The 14818-nt window shown below is 63.1% G+C and carries 14 protein-coding genes; 4 read left to right on the forward strand and 10 right to left on the reverse strand.

Annotation, left to right across the window (positions count from 1 at the left end; translation table 11 throughout):
- Nucleotides 1–31 precede the first annotated feature (31 nt).
- From QOV41_RS15370 to QOV41_RS15380, 3 genes are all read right to left on the reverse strand, one after another.
- Entirely contained in the window at nt 32–1285 is a 1254-nt protein-coding gene (locus QOV41_RS15370; protein WP_284577675.1) for an Hsp70 family protein, read from the reverse strand.
- 72 nt (nt 1286–1357) lie between these two features.
- The gene (locus tag QOV41_RS15375; RefSeq protein ID WP_284577676.1) at nt 1358–2005 is read right to left on the reverse strand and encodes a diguanylate cyclase domain-containing protein; all 648 of its coding nucleotides are present in this window, start codon (nt 2003–2005) and stop codon (nt 1358–1360) included.
- Between the two features lie 80 nt (nt 2006–2085).
- On the reverse strand, nt 2086–2541 hold the full coding sequence (locus QOV41_RS15380; protein ID WP_284577677.1) for a YcgN family cysteine cluster protein: 456 nt from the start codon (nt 2539–2541) through the stop codon (nt 2086–2088).
- Nucleotides 2542–2670: 129 nt separating this feature from the next.
- On the opposite strand from QOV41_RS15380, the gene QOV41_RS15385 reads away from it, so the two are divergent.
- From QOV41_RS15385 to QOV41_RS15395, 3 genes are all read left to right on the forward strand, one after another.
- The gene (locus tag QOV41_RS15385; RefSeq protein ID WP_284577678.1) at nt 2671–4845 is read left to right on the forward strand and encodes a transglycosylase domain-containing protein; all 2175 of its coding nucleotides are present in this window, start codon (nt 2671–2673) and stop codon (nt 4843–4845) included.
- Between the two features lie 107 nt (nt 4846–4952).
- The gene (locus QOV41_RS15390) at nt 4953–5525 is read left to right on the forward strand and encodes a DUF1214 domain-containing protein (protein WP_284577679.1); all 573 of its coding nucleotides are present in this window, start codon (nt 4953–4955) and stop codon (nt 5523–5525) included.
- Nucleotides 5522–6082 (forward strand): DUF1254 domain-containing protein, encoded by a 561-nt coding sequence (locus QOV41_RS15395; RefSeq protein ID WP_284577680.1) that lies wholly within the window; start codon nt 5522–5524, stop codon nt 6080–6082. The genes QOV41_RS15390 and QOV41_RS15395 overlap by 4 nt, the downstream gene beginning before the upstream one ends.
- On the opposite strand, the gene chrA is transcribed toward QOV41_RS15395, so the two are convergent.
- The 4 genes from chrA to QOV41_RS15415 form a co-directional block, all read right to left on the reverse strand.
- Nucleotides 6074–7282 carry a chromate efflux transporter gene (gene chrA / locus QOV41_RS15400; protein ID WP_284577681.1) on the reverse strand — a complete coding sequence of 403 codons (1209 nt, stop codon included), beginning with the start codon at nt 7280–7282 and terminating at the stop codon, nt 6074–6076. The two genes, QOV41_RS15395 and chrA, sit on opposite strands and share 9 nt — an antisense overlap.
- Before the next feature lie 69 nt (nt 7283–7351).
- Entirely contained in the window at nt 7352–9055 is a 1704-nt protein-coding gene (locus tag QOV41_RS15405; RefSeq protein WP_284577682.1) for a methyl-accepting chemotaxis protein, read from the reverse strand.
- A gap of 112 nt (nt 9056–9167) precedes the next feature.
- The gene (locus QOV41_RS15410; protein WP_284577683.1) at nt 9168–9977 is read right to left on the reverse strand and encodes a hypothetical protein; all 810 of its coding nucleotides are present in this window, start codon (nt 9975–9977) and stop codon (nt 9168–9170) included.
- Nucleotides 9970–10137, reverse strand: coding sequence for a hypothetical protein (locus QOV41_RS15415; RefSeq protein WP_284577684.1), 168 nt, complete (start codon nt 10135–10137; stop codon nt 9970–9972). Before QOV41_RS15415 ends, QOV41_RS15410 begins: the two co-directional genes overlap by 8 nt.
- 183 nt (nt 10138–10320) lie before the next feature.
- Here QOV41_RS15415 and QOV41_RS15420 point away from each other — a divergent pair, with 183 nt between their 5' ends.
- A complete protein-coding gene (locus QOV41_RS15420; RefSeq protein ID WP_284577685.1) occupies nt 10321–11463 on the forward strand; it encodes a DUF2336 domain-containing protein in 1143 nt (380 codons plus the stop codon).
- Here the strand turns inward: QOV41_RS15420 and QOV41_RS15425 are convergent.
- The 3 genes from QOV41_RS15425 to QOV41_RS15435 are packed head-to-tail and all read right to left on the reverse strand — an operon-like array spanning nt 11460 to nt 14726.
- Entirely contained in the window at nt 11460–11795 is a 336-nt protein-coding gene (locus tag QOV41_RS15425; RefSeq protein ID WP_284577686.1) for a DUF1491 family protein, read from the reverse strand. The genes QOV41_RS15420 and QOV41_RS15425 overlap by 4 nt on opposite strands.
- 1 nt (nt 11796) lies before the next feature.
- The gene (locus QOV41_RS15430; RefSeq protein ID WP_284577687.1) at nt 11797–12960 is read right to left on the reverse strand and encodes a peptidoglycan-binding domain-containing protein; all 1164 of its coding nucleotides are present in this window, start codon (nt 12958–12960) and stop codon (nt 11797–11799) included.
- Complete coding sequence (locus QOV41_RS15435) at nt 12957–14726, reverse strand: ATP-binding protein (RefSeq protein WP_284577688.1); 1770 nt, start codon at nt 14724–14726, stop codon at nt 12957–12959. Before QOV41_RS15435 ends, QOV41_RS15430 begins: the two co-directional genes overlap by 4 nt.
- Nucleotides 14727–14818 lie beyond the last annotated feature (92 nt).

Raw genomic sequence — 14818 nt, forward strand, 5'->3', positions numbered from 1 at the left:
TCAGGAATCGAGCGTTCAGATAGCGTTCATTTCAACCGAACTTGCGCTTGGCATCGAGCGACAGTCCCAGCCCTACACTGCCCAGCACGTCCGTCCGCACCAGTTCGGCCGCGGGGAAAAGCGCTTCCAGACGCCGGGCAATGGCCGGCACCTGCGTAGAGCCGCCGGTCAGGATCAAGCTGTCGATTCCGCCCGCGTCGACCCCGGCCCGTCGCAGCGTCTCGCCGATTGTTGCTTCGATCCTGCCCACCGCGTTCTCGAGCGCGGCGGTCAGGTCCTCCACGCCGATCGCGGTTTCGATCGCCCGGTCGCGCACCGGAAAGTGGAAGGCGGTTCGCGGGTGATCCGACAGCTCGATCTTGGCGCTCTCCACCGCCCCAACCAGCCGATGCCCCAGCCGATCCTCGATCAGTTCGATCATCATCTCGACCCGTTCCGCTGCAACGGCCTCGTTCCGCGTGCCCCGTAGGTCCCGCAGGGTCTGGGCATTGTAGAGTCGGTTGATCCGGTGCCAGGTAGAAAGGTCGTAGTATGGCGCGACGGGAAGGTGCCGCTTGCCGTCCCGCGTTCGCGTGCCCAGCCCCAGCTCGGGCATCACCCTGGCCATGGCGAGCAGCCGGTCGAAATCGGTGCCGCCGACATGCACGCCCGCCGTGGCGAGGATATCCCCTGCCCGATCAGCCGCCCGGGCCCGCTCGGGCGAAACTCGCACCACCGAGAAATCCGACGTTCCGCCGCCCAGATCGACGATCAGCGCCAGCCGCTCGCTGGTGACCTGCCGCTCATAATCCAGCGCTGCGGCGATAGGTTCGAACTGGAAGGCGACCTCGCTGAAGCCCTGCGCCCTTACCGCCGCTTCCAGCTGGTTCTGTGCCTCGGCATCGGCCGCAGCATCGTCGTCGACAAAGTGCACGGGGCGTCCACAGACCACCCGCGAGACCTCTTCGACCAGTCCCGCTTCCACCCGCCGCTTCAGTTCGGCAATGAAGATGCCCAGTATCTCCACAAAGCCATAGCTGCGCGCTTTGACGCGCGTGGTGTCGCCGATCAGGCTCGTACCTAGCACGCTCTTGAGCGAGCGCATCAGCCGCCCGTCGGCGCCGGTGACATATTCTGCCACCGCATCCCGACCGAAGCGGACCCTATCGTCCTCGAAGCCAAAAAAGATGACGCTGGGAATAGTCTCGCGCTCACCTTCGAGCGGCATCAGGTGCGGCACGCCATTGCGCACCAGACCCATTGTCGAATTGGACGTGCCGAAGTCTAGGCCGCAAGCAAGGGTCATGGCAGAGCATCCGTCTCAGGGGCGCCGGGGGACGGCTCTCTTAGGGGTTCAAGTCTGGGAGGGCAACCGCCTCTAGGCGGCCTTACGGTGATCCTCACTGGTGCGCAGATCGACGACTTCCAGGCGCCCCAAGCCCTTGCGCTGCGCGCGCTTTACCGCTTCGACCGCGGCCTCGAAGAAACTCCGGTCATATTCGTCGGTCGGGTTGACCACGGCCAGTCCGAGGCTCGCCGTAACGATGCCGGCATGGCTCTCCTTGTGGGGCAAGGCGAGCGCCCGCACGGCAGCTGCGATCTTTTCGGCTGATGCGCGGGCCATCAGGCCCGGCCAATCGGGCAGCACCAGTACGAGGCCCGCCCGGCCATAGCGCAGGCATTTGCCGGTATCGGTCGATAGGGCCTCAGCGCTCGCCTCGATGACAGCGGCCAGGCACTGGTCGGCGGCGTCCTTCCCATAGGCAGCGAAATACTCCCCGAACTGGTCGATTTCGATAACGAGCAGGCTGAGCGATACCCGCTTGGCGGCGGCACGCTCCCAACCCATGTTCAGCGCTGCTTCTAGATGGTCGCCCAACCGCGTGCGCGGCCCCACCGACCGGGCGATCGCCGCGGTGCCATAGGCCGGCTGGCGCTGGCGCTGCGGTGGTCGCACCGCGTTGAGCGCGTCGCGCACGCGCGACCAGAACTGGGTTGAGTCTTTGGGCTGAGCCGTATCGGTCATGTGGCGCTGTCCTGGCTGGCTACTCCCCAGATCAGGCCACAGCATGGTTAATCGCCAGTTAACCGGGCTTCATCAGGGCTTTAGAGGCTCTCGGGCGGCTCCCATTCGGGCCAGTCGACCGCATGCTCTTCCCAGGTGTCGGGCGCCACCTCCTCCTCGGCAAAGGTACGGCCCTTCACCGAGACACCAACATCGACCACCGTCTGCGGGTCGCCCGAAACCAGCGGGTGCCACCAGGCCAGACCCTTGCCCTCGGCAATGCGCCGATAGGCACAGGTGGTGGGAATCCACTTGATCTCCCGCACATTCTCGGTGGTCAGCTTGATGCAGTCAGGCACCTTGGCCTGCCGTCCGGGGTAGTCGGTGCAGGCGCAGCTATCGCCATCGAGCAGCCGGCACCGCACATCGGAGGTGATGAGCGTACCGGTGTCCTCATCCTCGAGCTTGATCAGGCAGCAGCGCCCGCATCCATCGCAGAGCGCTTCCCACTCCGTTGGGCTCATCTCCTCGAGGGTCTTCTCGTCCCAAAAAGCCATCGTCCCTCAATTGTGCAAGGCTGTTGCTGGAATGCGCTTGTCTGCATGCAACGCTGATCATATTCCAGCGATTATGTTGCTTTACGGGGCAGACGGGCACAACAGTCCGTGAGGCAAATCCAGGGAAACATGGCGCAGGATCCGTTCTACACCAAGGCGAAACGCAAGAAGTCGTCGGGCATGATGGCCGCCGACGCTTGGCTGGATTCCAGCTTTTACGAGTTCTGGCACTGGCTCGGCGCGGGCTATACGCGCTTCCAGGACATCATGAGCGTGTTCCACGTTTCCGGCATCAAGCGGTTCTTCGTGGAAGTCTTTTCGGATGCCTTTTCCTTTTTCGCCATCGGCTCGGTGCTGATGGTGGCGCTGGCCATGCCCGCCTTCAATGTCACCGCTACGGGCGAATACAACAAGGCCGAAGACTATTCGATCATCTTCCTTGACCGGTTCGGCGCCGAGACCGGTCGCCGCGGCATCCGCTCGGACGACTCCGTGCCCCTCAAGGACATGCCGGACTACCTGATCAAGGCGACCCTCGCCACCGAGGATCGGCGCTATTACGAGCATTTCGGCATCGACGTGCTGGGCACGCTGCGCGCGCTGCTCACCAATGCCTCAGGCGACACGAGCCTGCATGGCGGCTCCTCAATCACCCAGCAGCTGGCCAAGCAGCTGTTTCTTTCCTCCGAGCGCACCATTGAGCGAAAGATCGTCGAGGCCTTCCTGTCGGTCTGGTTGGAGTGGAACTACAGCAAGGACGAGATACTCAAGCTCTATCTCGATCGCGCCTATATGGGCGGCGGCAATTTCGGGGTGGTCGCCGCCTCCGAATACTATTTCGGCAAACGCGTTCAGGACATCAGCCTGGCTGAAGCGGCCATGCTCTCGGGCCTCTACAAGGCCCCCGGCCGGTGGGCCCCGCATATCGACCTCGCGGCCGCTCGTGGTCGCGCCAATGTGGTGTTGTCCAATCTGGTGGCTGCCGGCTTCCTCACTGAGGGCCAGGTGACCGCCGCGCGCCGCAACCCCGCGACACCGATCGACCGTTCCGAAGACGCCAATTCGCCCAATTACTTTCTGGATTGGGCGTTCGAGCAAGCCAAGGACATCATCGCCGATAGCAGCACCAACTCGAACAATTTTTTGATCCGCACCACCATCGACACCACCTTGCAGAAATACGCGGAGGAGGCGGTGGTCTCTACCGTGCGCGAACAGGGCGAGCAGTATGATGTGTCGGAGGCAGCCATGGTGGTTACCGACACCCAGGGCGCCATCCGCGCCATGGTCGGCGGCATGGATTACGCCAAGAGCCAGTTCAATCGCGCCATCGTCTCCACGCGCCAGCCCGGCTCGGCCTACAAGATCTTCGTCTATGCCGAAGCGTTCGAGCAATTGGGCCTCACCCCCGATGACCCGATCACCGATCGCCCGGTCTGCATCGGTGACTGGTGCCCGCAGAATTATGGCCGTAACTACAAGGGCAGCGTGAGCCTCGAAAGCGCCTTCGCGCAATCGCTCAACACAGTCCCGGTCACGCTCTCGGTTAAGACGGGCCGCGATTCCATTGCCGAGCTCAGTCACCGCATGGGCCTGACCGCCGATTATCCCGTCACCCGTTCTCTGGCCCTTGGCGTGGCTTCGGTATCGGTGCTGGACATGACCTCCTCTTATGCGGTTCTCGCCAATCGCGGTCTCAAGACCCCCGCCTATGGCATCACCCGCATGAGCACGCTCACGGGCGATGTGATCTACGAGGTTGACCCGGAGGCCCCGCGTGAGCGCATCCTCAGCGAAACCACCGTGGCCAACATGAACCGCATGTTGCGCAGTGTGGTAACGGGTGGCACTGGCCGACGTGCCGATGTGCCCGGGGTGCCCGCCGTCGGTAAGTCGGGGACGACCTCGTCCTATCGCGATGCCTGGTTCTGCGGCTTTACCGGCAATTACGTCGCGGCGGTCTGGCTGGGCAATGACGACTATCACCCCACCAACGACCTGACGGGCGGCAACCTGCCTGCCATGGTGTGGCAAAAGTTCATGGCCTATGCCCATACCAACACCGACATCGAGCCCGTCTTTGGCGTCGAATACGAGTTCCAGCCCGAGGAGCCGTTGATTGCCGAGGGAGATCTCGACCCAGCGCTCGTGGAAGAACTGATCGAGCGGCCACCCAGCCTCACGCCAGAGGCTGCGCGCAAGCTGGCTGATCTGGCCGAGATGTTCGGCGCCTCGCTCGAGGCGACGACCACCGCCTCTACCCAAGCCAGTGCTCCGGTCCCCATGATCAGCCAAGGGTTGTAGCGCCCGCCCTTCCACCCCTGCGCACCCCTTGCTATAGGCTGGGGGTCGCCCCTCCTGCGCAGGTCCTTGCCCGCATGCTGAAATCCGCCCTTGTGAGCTGCTGACCGGTGCGCTTCGTCCTGTACCTCCTGATGATGATCGCAGTGGCCCTCAGCGTGGGTTTCGGGCTCAGCTATTATGCGCTGACGGATGGCCGCCTCTTTGGCGTGGCTCAAGTGGGCCCGTGGATCGCCTGGCCTGATCTGGGTTCCAACACTCCAAATCCCTACACACGCGGCCATCTCGCACGTCAGGCAACGCTCCAACTCGGACAGGCCGAGGGCCTGCAGTTCATTGCGACAACCGACAGCGTCGGCGAGCCCCTGACGCGGGCGTGCAGCTACCGAATAGTGGGCCGCACGCCGCTCGCAACGTTCTGGACCCTGGTTGCGGTCGACGAGAATGGCACCAACATCGCTTCCCCACAGAGCGAGATTGTCATGCGATCCACTCGCATCGTGCGCGTGGATGATGGTGAGATAGCCATCAATGTGGGCAATCAGTTGATGCCTGGGAACTGGCTCGAATTGACGGGCGAAGGGCCATTCAGACTGCAGCTCACGCTTTATGATACCGCCGCTTTCTCGGGGTTCTCCAGCGACGAAACCATGCCCGAAATTCTCCGGGGTGACTGCGCATGATCCGCTTTCTCCTCTGGCTACTGGCTGGCCTCGTTCTGGGCGGCGTCATCCATATCGTGGTGATCCTCACCCTGCCGCTTCTGACCGAGGAGACGGTCTGGGACAATATCGAGGCACTCGAGGCACGTAATCGGGTCGTGATCCTTCCTGCCATCGAGCCTGGCGCCGCCAATCCGCTCGATCTGGATCCGGACTTGGTCTACGGCATCTGTCAGGTTGATCTTGCTGAAGGGCCTGCCTTCCTCGCCGGCACCCTTCCCGACGCCTTCTGGTCGGTGGCGCTGTTCAACCAGCGCGGGATCGTCACCTACTCAACGACCAATCGCGACGGCATCGGCCAGACGTTGGACCTGGGCATCTTCAACGCCGCGCAGACGCGTCTGCTTGCCCAGCAGCAGCTGGACGTCGAGGAAGGGGTGCTGGTGGTGGAATCGCGCGACGATGAGCTATTTGTGGTGCTCCGACTGGCGCCCCCGCACCAGGCAATGCGCGAGCGCTTCGAGGATCGCCTCGCCGATGTCAGCTGCGGAACGCGTTCTTTGGAGGCCTCAGGCTAGGATTGCCATGGCGCCGCCGGCTGCTGCGAGCAGCAACACCACGACCCATGGGGGCGTCTTCCACATCACCAGCAACAGGAACCCGCTCAGCGCCAGCGCAAAATCGATCGGCAGCAAAACTGCGCTCGTCCAGACCGGATCATAAAGCGCAGCAGTTAGTATTCCAACGACAGCGGCATTCGCCCCGCGCATCGCCGCCTGCGCCGCCGGCCGGCCGCGCAGGGCCGACCAGAACGGCAAGGCGCCAATCAGTAGCAGCAGGCCAGGCAGGAAAATTGCGACCAGCGCCACCGCCGCGCCCGCGATGCCACCGGGCGGCACGACGGCCACGGCGCCGAGATAGGCCGCAAAAGTAAAGAGTGGCCCGGGCACAGCCTGCGTCGCTCCATAGCCCGCCAGGAATGCATCCTCGCTTACCCACCCACGTGCGACCGTTTCGGCATCGAGCAGCGGCAGCACGACGTGGCCGCCGCCGAACACCAGCGCGCCAGCGCGGTAGAAGGCGTCAAACAGCGATACGCTTTGCGCGTTCCCAGCCCCCGCCAGCAGCGGCAAGCCAATGAGCAGCAGAAAAAACACCAGCAATGCTGCGGCCCCTGCCTGCTTGCTGATGCCAAACTGCAGCGGCGCCACTTCTGGTCCCGCACCATTGCGGCACAGCCAGAGGCCGGCGCCAGCCCCTACGAGGATCGCACCCACCTGACCGATGGAGCCTGCCAGGAGGACCGAGAGAAACACTGCAAGCAGAGCAATGCCCGCCCGGTTTCGATCGGGCGTGAGCGTCCGGGCCATGCCCCAAACCGCTTGCGCCACCACGGCGACCGCCACGAGCTTGAGGCCATGCAACACGCCCTGGGCAATGGGCGAGTCGAGCGCTGCGGCACCCAAGGCGAAGAGAACGAGCAGCAGCGCGGATGGAAGGGTAAAGGCCGTCCAGGCAGCAATTGCCCCCAGCGGCCCAGCGCGGAGCAATCCAAGGGCAAAACCCACCTGGCTTGATGCAGGGCCGGGCAGGAACTGGCAAAGCGCCACCAGATCGCCATAGGCGCTCTCGGTCAGCCATTTGCGGCGCACCACCAGTTCGTCGCGGAAATAGCCGAGATGGGCGATTGGGCCGCCGAAGGAAGTCAGGCCCAATTTGAGAAAGGCCAGGAACACCTCTACTGGTGTTCCCGACCGCTTGACTTCTGCCTGCTGCAAACCTTGCGTCCTCTGACTAGCCCCGCTCACCCTCACCGTTGAACATGACAGCTCGGTGAAGGTCTAGCCTCAGGCGACGCGCAGTTTCACGACGTTGCCCGGATTTTCTTCTTGGATCCGGAAAATCTCAGCGATGCCGTCGAGTTCGCTTGCCTGGCCTTCGGCCTGCTCAATCGCGGCATTAGTTTCTTCAACCAGCGCTGCGTTGTGCTGGGTCATTTCGTCCAGTAGGCGAATAGCGGTGACCATCTCGGCAATCGAGGATGCCTGCTCCTGGCTTGCGGTTGCGATGCCTTCCACCAGGGCAGAGTTCTGGTTGACGGCCTCCAGCATGGAGCCAAGGCGCTTGGCCGCATCGGACACCAGCTTGGAGCCATTGCGCACCTCGTCGGCAGATTGCTGCACCAACGCCTTAACCTCGGCGGAAGCGGAGGCTGCCGACTGGGCGAGCCGGCGCACTTCCACGGCAACCACGGCGAACCCCTTACCGGCATCTCCGGCCCGCGCCGCCTCGACCGAGGCGTTGAGCGCCAGTAGATTGGTCTGGAACGCCACGTCATCGATAAGCCCAATGATCGAAGAAATCTTGTTCGATGACTGGCTGATCCGCTCCATTGCCGAGTTTGCATCGGTCATCACTGCGCCACTCTCGGTGGCAACCTTTGAAACTGCATTTGCCGTGATTGCTGCCTCGCCTGCCCGCTTGGCGTTATCGGAGACAGTGGTGGACAACTGTTCGATCGCGGCGCTGGTCTCTTCGATGGTAGCCGCTTGCCGGGTCGTGCGTTCGGCAAGATCGTTGGCGCCTGTCAGGATTTCGCCCGTCGCGTTCTTGAGCGTCGCCGAAGTCTGGCGCAATTGCCGGATGATGTCAGCAAAGCGCCCCGTCGTCTCGTTGAAGGCATGCCGCACTTCCTCCAACTCGCCCTCGAAGGGCTCGGTGATGCGCGTGTTGAGCTCGCCGTCCGCCAACTTGGCCAGACCCTGGCCGAGCAAGTTGACGGCGCGCTTGCGAGCGGTCACGTCCGTTGCGTATTTCACGACCTTGTAGGGTTTGCCCTCCAGGTCGAAGATTGGGTTGTAGGATGCCTGGATCCACACCTCTCGGCCTGCTTTGCCGAGCCGGCGAAACTCGCCTGCCTCGAACTCGCCCTGCCCCAAGCGCTGCCAGAACGCCTTGTATTCGGCACTCCGCGCGTAGTCTTGGGTGACAAATAGGCTATGATGCCGGCCCACTAGCTCCTCCAGGTCGTAGCCCATGGCGGCGCAAAAATTGGCGTTGGCCGAAACGATGTTGCCCGTCAGATCGAACTCGATCACCGCCTGCGACCGGCCGATAGCGTTGAGTTGCCCTTCGCTTGCTGCTGCAGCCATCCGCTGCGCGGTCACGTCGGAGGCGAGCTTGACCACCTTGATCGGATTGCCCTTGTCGTCGAACACCGGGTTGTAGCTCGCCTGGATCCAGACCGGCTGGCCATCCTTAGCGAAGCGCTTGTATTCGCCACGGTCGAACTCGCCGCCCCCTAGCCTTGCCCAGAATGCCTTGTACTCAGGGCCCTTGACCTCTTCGGGGTCAACAAAGATCGCGTGATGCTTGCCGACGACTTCCTCCAGCGAATAGCCCATGAGGGCGAGAAAATTCTGGTTCGCGGTCAGAATAGTGCCATCCAGGTCGAACTGGATGATCGCCTGCGAGGCTTCGAATGCGGCTAGCGTCGCGCGATCATTTGCCGCCGCGTTCGCGCGGAACGGGCGGGAAAAGAGGCTCTTCATTGTGGCAACTCCTGCGTCCAGGTAGAACAATGCTACTGGAACGCACAGGTTCCCTGCTCAGATCAAAATTTCTCAGCAAATACAAACGGTTAATGGATGTTAACCGTTTAACCTACTTGGGCAACACAATTTCGGTGTCGATCCGCTGCGTCGCATAGCGGGAGGGCACCACCGCATGTCCAGCGGTCAGCCCGCCCTGGGCCCCGCTGCAGAAGTCGTGGCGGTTCGCGCGTCCGACGAAAAGGTGCAGTTGGCGCAGTGCCTCGTCTACTGCCATCGATTGTTCATGGGGTGTTTCGACCAGCAGGTGATCCAGCGCGTAGTTGTAACTCGTGTAGCGATAATTTAGCGCCCGCACGAACCAGGCGATGCGCATGTCGTTCTCGGCCCGGCGCGCGGCAACGTCCGCCGTTGCCTCACCACCAAGCTGCAGCCCCTGCTGCGCCACCGCCCGTTGCCGGTCCACTTCGATCACCGCGCAGATCGCAAGGAACGTCGCCGGAATGGTGTCGAGATCGGCAGCAATATCGCGCCCAACGGTGGCATAGCGCGTGCGCGAGGAGCGATAGTCCGTGCTGCGCAGCCAATTGTAGTAACGGTCCGGCGCATATTTGTGATCGAGGGCTGGCGTCACCCGCGTCCGCTGCAGTTCGACCGCCACATCGTAGAACCAGTCCTGGGTGTGGGGCGAGACAAGGAACCGCCAGACGCGGTCATGCATCTCCCGTTCCTGGTCGGTCTGATTGAAGCTCGACACCGGTTCCCGACGGGCCCGTGCCAGTGCACCACCGACCGCGGGCATCGCCGTGTCATGGGTAAAGCTGGGGCGTGCCCGACCGAAATCGCCGACCGGCCGTGGGCCACAAGCGGCCAGCGCAAGCACTACTCCGGCCACGACGCCGGCGCGCAGAAACTTATCCACGCTTACGCTTGCGCGGGGTAGGATCGAGCCTGGTCGATGGCGGTGGCGCCCCACGTTCATAACGAACCCCGGTAAAGATCAGGATCTGGGCCGTGCCGCGCGGTTTGTCCGCTGCCGCAGGCGGCGCGTTGCGGCGTTCGAAATTGACGAGCTTTCCCAAGCTGTCCTCCAATCCGGCCCCGTTCCTTTCGGCAGCCGCGTTGTCAGTTGCAAATCAGCACGTGACGCCCCTCGTGCAGGACCGCATTAAGAGATCGTCAAGGTTAACAGTCTGCTAACGAATTACCGGCAAGAGTGAGCCTGCATCGAATGTGATGCAGAATTTGAGTCGACGGACCCGCACATGCTTGGTTTTCAGCCCTATGAGACATTCCAATTGCTGATCGAGAATGGCGGGGTAGACCGCACCAATACCCTTCTCATCGCCGCCTGCGACGCCTATGCGCGGCGCGGCAAACCCACTTCTCCCGAATTGGAACAGTTCGAGGCCCTCGCTACCCGCCTCTTCCCGCTGGCCGGCTCCCAAGCGCGCGCCAAGGGTGCAGCGATCCTTGGCCGGGCCGAGATGCTGTCCCCGGCGCTCGAGCAGCTGGTGGTCGAGCACATCGGGGAGGATCTCAACACCTTCCTTGAGGGCGCTGCCGACCTCTCCGAACCCACCATGATCGAGATCATCGCCCGCTACGATGTTTCGGCGGCGGCCGTGCTTGCCTCGCGCGATGACCTCTCCAATGTGGTGCTTGCCAAGCTCTTCCAGATGAATTCGCGCAAGGTCTACCGCGCCCTAGCATCCAACATTTCCATCGTGCCCCGCGGCGCTTATCTCAGCGCCCTCGCCCGCTCCGCCCAGATGGATCATCTCGTGGCCGAAGCGCTGGCCAAGCGCGACGACTTCGATGCGGCCCTCCTCGCTCCGGCATTCTTCGACCTCTCCGACGCCGACCGCACCAAGGTCATCCGCGCCTTTGCCCATCGCGAAACGCCGCTGGCGCCCATCCAGAAGACCATCGAACAGCTCACCGTCGCCAATGCGGAGCTGACCAAGGCGCTGATGAAGCTCTTCTCGGAAAACCGCCGGCCCGAGGTTACCAAACTTCTCAGTCAGTTGACGGGGCTCGACGAAGTGCGCTGCGGGCAGATCGCCCACGACGTCACCGGTGCGTCCCTCTTTGTTATCCTGCGCGCCTTTGGCTGTTCGGCCTATGACGGGCTCAAGGTGCTGATCCACGCCACCAGCCACGACACCGACCGGTCGCAGGCGCTGGCCGACTTTGCGACGCTCTTTGGCAATGTAAGCCCCGAATCGATGGCCTACCTGATGAGCGCATGGCGCGGCGAGGTGAACCTGCTCGAGCTCAACAAGCCCGAATACAAGCCGTTCACCCAGACCAGCACCCGCACTCCCAACACCATTGTCGCCAACAGTCCAGTGGTGGAACAGGCGATCGAGGCCCTGTCGCGCATCGGCATCAAGCGCGCGAGCTAAGGCGTCAGATCGAGCCCGGCATCGTCGCCGCGCAGGTCGAGGCTTATTACCCAAAGATCGGGATCGAATCGAGCTTCTTGCTCAATGCGGTCCCGTACCTTGCTGGCATCCACCCGCGCGAAACGGCGCTGGAATATCAGCCCAGCATCATCTCGCTCGGCGTTTACCGGGGCCGGCGTAAACAGCGACACCGTGCCATCGAGGTGATCGACTTCAACGAAAACCTGCCCGGCAACCGGATCACCTCGACGGGACACCACGCACATATGACCCAGATCATTATGGCGCCGCACGAACACGCCGCACCAGATGTCGGTGCGTAGCCGGCTCACCTCAGATCGACGCCCCGGCGTCGAGCAGGAGGCCGACCAAGTCTGGGTTGACCTGCCCTGTCACCTTGTAGCTATGGAAGTTCTCGAACTCGCGGATCGCCCGAGCCGTGGAGTCGCCGGGATGGCCATCGATCGAGTCGTGATAGAAGCCGAGGCTGGCAAGCCCGCGCTGGATTTGGCTCACGAGCTGAGTGTTGTTGGCAGGCGCAAGCGTGGGTGCAGCGGCAGTCTGCGGCTGTGCCACAGGTTGCGGCGGAGCCATGTTTTCAAGTGAAGCCACCTTGACCGGTGCGGGCATCGGCTGCTGTCGAGGAGCGGCGGCAACCGGCAGGGCTGGAATGGGCTGGGCGCCCTGCGCGGCAGGTGTTTCGGCAACACCACCCACAGCCGCCACGATAGAGTCGATGGTTTGTGCCGCGGCACTACCAACTGTGTCGACCGCCCGGTCGACTGGCGTCAGCGTTTGCACCCGGGCAACAACTTGGTCAGGCGCTGGCGCAACGGGCTGAGCAGCTGGCGCGGCCTGCGCCTGCTGCACAATGGCGGGCTGCGGAGCGGGGGCGGCCACCACCGCAGCCGCAGGCTGGGCCACCGGCACTTTCCCCTGCGCGTCGGCGCGAGTTATGGCGTCGATGATATCGGGCGTGAGCGCGCCCGTCGGCTCAAGGCCATTGCGCTCCTCGAAAGCGCGGATCGCCTGAGCCGTCCGCGGACCATAAAAGCCATCCACCGTCCCTGAAAAGAGGCCGATCTCCGCCAGTTTTTTCTGCACGGCAAACGCGTCGCGGTTCCCCACCGGCGCATCGGGAATGGCCGGTTGCGCCGGTGCGACGCTGCCAGTCGTCTCCTGCGTGACTGCGGGCTCGCTGACGCTCGAAATCTCTGGCCGTGACGCTGGCACGGGCGCGCTAATCAGTGGAACACCAGAGACAGCGGCAGGCACATTGGGGGCCGGAGCGAAGAAGGGGGCCGGGTGCTCACTGGTTTGGAAGTAGAGGGCATTGCTGCCCGCAAGGGCCGTTAACGTCACCAGGGCCAGAAGCCCCGTAGACGCGGCAGGCGCCCGCATGTAGCGCGAGACAGCCCAGAGGCCAGCACGGCCGATCTGGGATGCAAGAACGCTGCCCGCCGCGAGGGGCAGGCGCGAGAGGGTTGTTGCCGTCATTGCGCTTTTCTTTTTTCTTCGGGCCATGGAATTGTTGGTTCGGCGGCAGGCTCTTTGCGGAATTGGGTTACCACCGCAGTGTCTTCGGAGTTTATTGCTGGACCGTTTATGGGCAGCAATACGGTCATGGTTGTCCCCGCCCCAATTTCCGAGATCGCCCGCAAAGTGCCGCCATGCAGCTCGATCAGCCCCTTGACGATGGAGAGCCCCAGCCCAGTCCCGTCATAGCGGCGCGATAGGCCATCCTGCACCTGGAAGAAGGGCTCGCCGATTCGCTCCAGCGATTCGGGTGCCATGCCGACGCCAAAATCGCTCACCGACAGGTTCAGCATCTGCCCCTGCCGCTTGAGACTCACCCGCACCGAGCCGCCGTCATGGCTGAACTTGATAGCGTTGGAGACCAGGTTGATCAGAATCTGCCGGCATGCCCGCTCGTCGCCCACCAGCAGCGGCAAGTTCTGCCCGATATCGGTCTCGATCTGCACCCTACGGGACTTGGCGACACCGTCAACCATGGCAAGGCAAGGGCCGACCAGTGCGGCTGCCTGGAAAGGCTCTCTCTGCAGTTCCATCTTACCCGCCTCGATCCTGCTCATGTCGAGCAGCATCCGAACCACTTCGAGCAGGTGCTTGCCACTTTGATGAATGAGCCCGGCATATTCCCGATTGGTGTCGGACAAATCCCCGCCGATGCCGCTGGTCATCATCTCGGAAAAGCCGACGACAGCGTTGAGGGGCGTTCTCAGCTCATGGCCGATCGTCGCGAGGAAGCGGGACTTGGCCTCCGAGGTTTCCTCGGCCGTCCGGCGCGCCTCACGCATGGCGGCTTCATGGTTTTTGCGTTCGGTGACGTCGCGGAAGAGCGCCACGACCTCGTGCCGCCCATCGGTCTCTTGCGGGTCGATCACCGGGGCAAAGCTCACCTCGACCCAGATGAAGCTGGGAACTGTGGCGCCCGGTTCATCCCGCCGCAGCCGGACCTCGATCACCCGCGCCTTGCCGCCGATATTGGCATCGGCAAAAGCGGTCAGATAGGCTGGGCGATCCAGCACGTGCAACCGTTCCGCAAGGCTGCTCGTCGTGATCTCAAACCTGCGGCAACCAAAAAGCTTCTCGGAGGAGTGCGACACCAACAAAAGGTCACCCTCGGAGGAAAAACGCAGTACGCCATCGCGAACGTGTTCGATCAGGTGCTGATAAGCGTTCACCTGCGCACGGTCATGTACCTCATACGCGGCGCCGATCCGATTGGCTGTGTAAGCCACAAGGCCCAGGGCGGCTAGGAACGCCACGCCGGCGACGGGCAGATAAAGGTCTCTGGCGAGTGGGATTGCCGGCGCGCCAACGATCGAGGCAGCGACACAGGCTGCAAGCACGCCTGCCAGCAGCAGCCAGCTCTGGCGACGCACTGCCCGGCGCCCGAGCAGCGATGCGAGGACCGGCCCCATGCTTGCAATGCCCAATCCCGCATCGCCCAGTTCGGGGTCAACGAAGGTCAAAACCGTACCCATGGCCATGATGGCGAAGACCTGGCCGGCCGCGGCCTCATCATGCCGGCCACTATGATGCAGCGACAGCGTCACCATACCGGCGGCAAGGCAAAGGGCCGCCAGGACGAACGGCACCGCAGCGCCACCCACCATCCAGAAGACGCTCATGGGCATGGACGCAGCTGCAATGGCGATCAGTGCGCGGGAGTTATTGGCCAGCGTCTTGCGGCGCAGCACTTCGGGACGATGGGCTGACCCAGAATTGGCCAGACTCATCTCCTTGCTTGCGCCGAAAGAGAACAGGCTATGCATACGCAATACTCACAAACGTCGACGCCGGTGGTCGGACCGGACTGGTCCCGAGGCTT

The organism is Devosia sp. RR2S18 (genome assembly GCF_030177755.1).
Lineage (GTDB): Bacteria > Pseudomonadota > Alphaproteobacteria > Rhizobiales > Devosiaceae > Devosia > Devosia rhizosphaerae.

Bases quoted from the DNA above. Each gene is read 5' to 3' on its own strand.
- QOV41_RS15370 (WP_284577675.1), bottom strand. From the start codon at position 1,285: ATGACCCTTGCTTGCGGCCTAGACTTCGGCACGTCCAATTCGACAATG.
- QOV41_RS15375 (WP_284577676.1), bottom strand. From the start codon at position 2,005: ATGACCGATACGGCTCAGCCCAAAGACTCAACCCAGTTCTGGTCGCGC.
- QOV41_RS15380 (WP_284577677.1), bottom strand. From the start codon at position 2,541: ATGGCTTTTTGGGACGAGAAGACCCTCGAGGAGATGAGCCCAACGGAG.
- QOV41_RS15385 (WP_284577678.1), top strand. From the start codon at position 2,671: ATGGCGCAGGATCCGTTCTACACCAAGGCGAAACGCAAGAAGTCGTCG.
- QOV41_RS15395 (WP_284577680.1), top strand. From the start codon at position 5,522: ATGATCCGCTTTCTCCTCTGGCTACTGGCTGGCCTCGTTCTGGGCGGC.
- QOV41_RS15405 (WP_284577682.1), bottom strand. From the start codon at position 9,055: ATGAAGAGCCTCTTTTCCCGCCCGTTCCGCGCGAACGCGGCGGCAAAT.
- QOV41_RS15420 (WP_284577685.1), top strand. From the start codon at position 10,321: ATGCTTGGTTTTCAGCCCTATGAGACATTCCAATTGCTGATCGAGAAT.
- QOV41_RS15430 (WP_284577687.1), bottom strand. From the start codon at position 12,960: ATGACGGCAACAACCCTCTCGCGCCTGCCCCTCGCGGCGGGCAGCGTT.
- QOV41_RS15435 (WP_284577688.1), bottom strand. From the start codon at position 14,726: ATGAGTCTGGCCAATTCTGGGTCAGCCCATCGTCCCGAAGTGCTGCGC.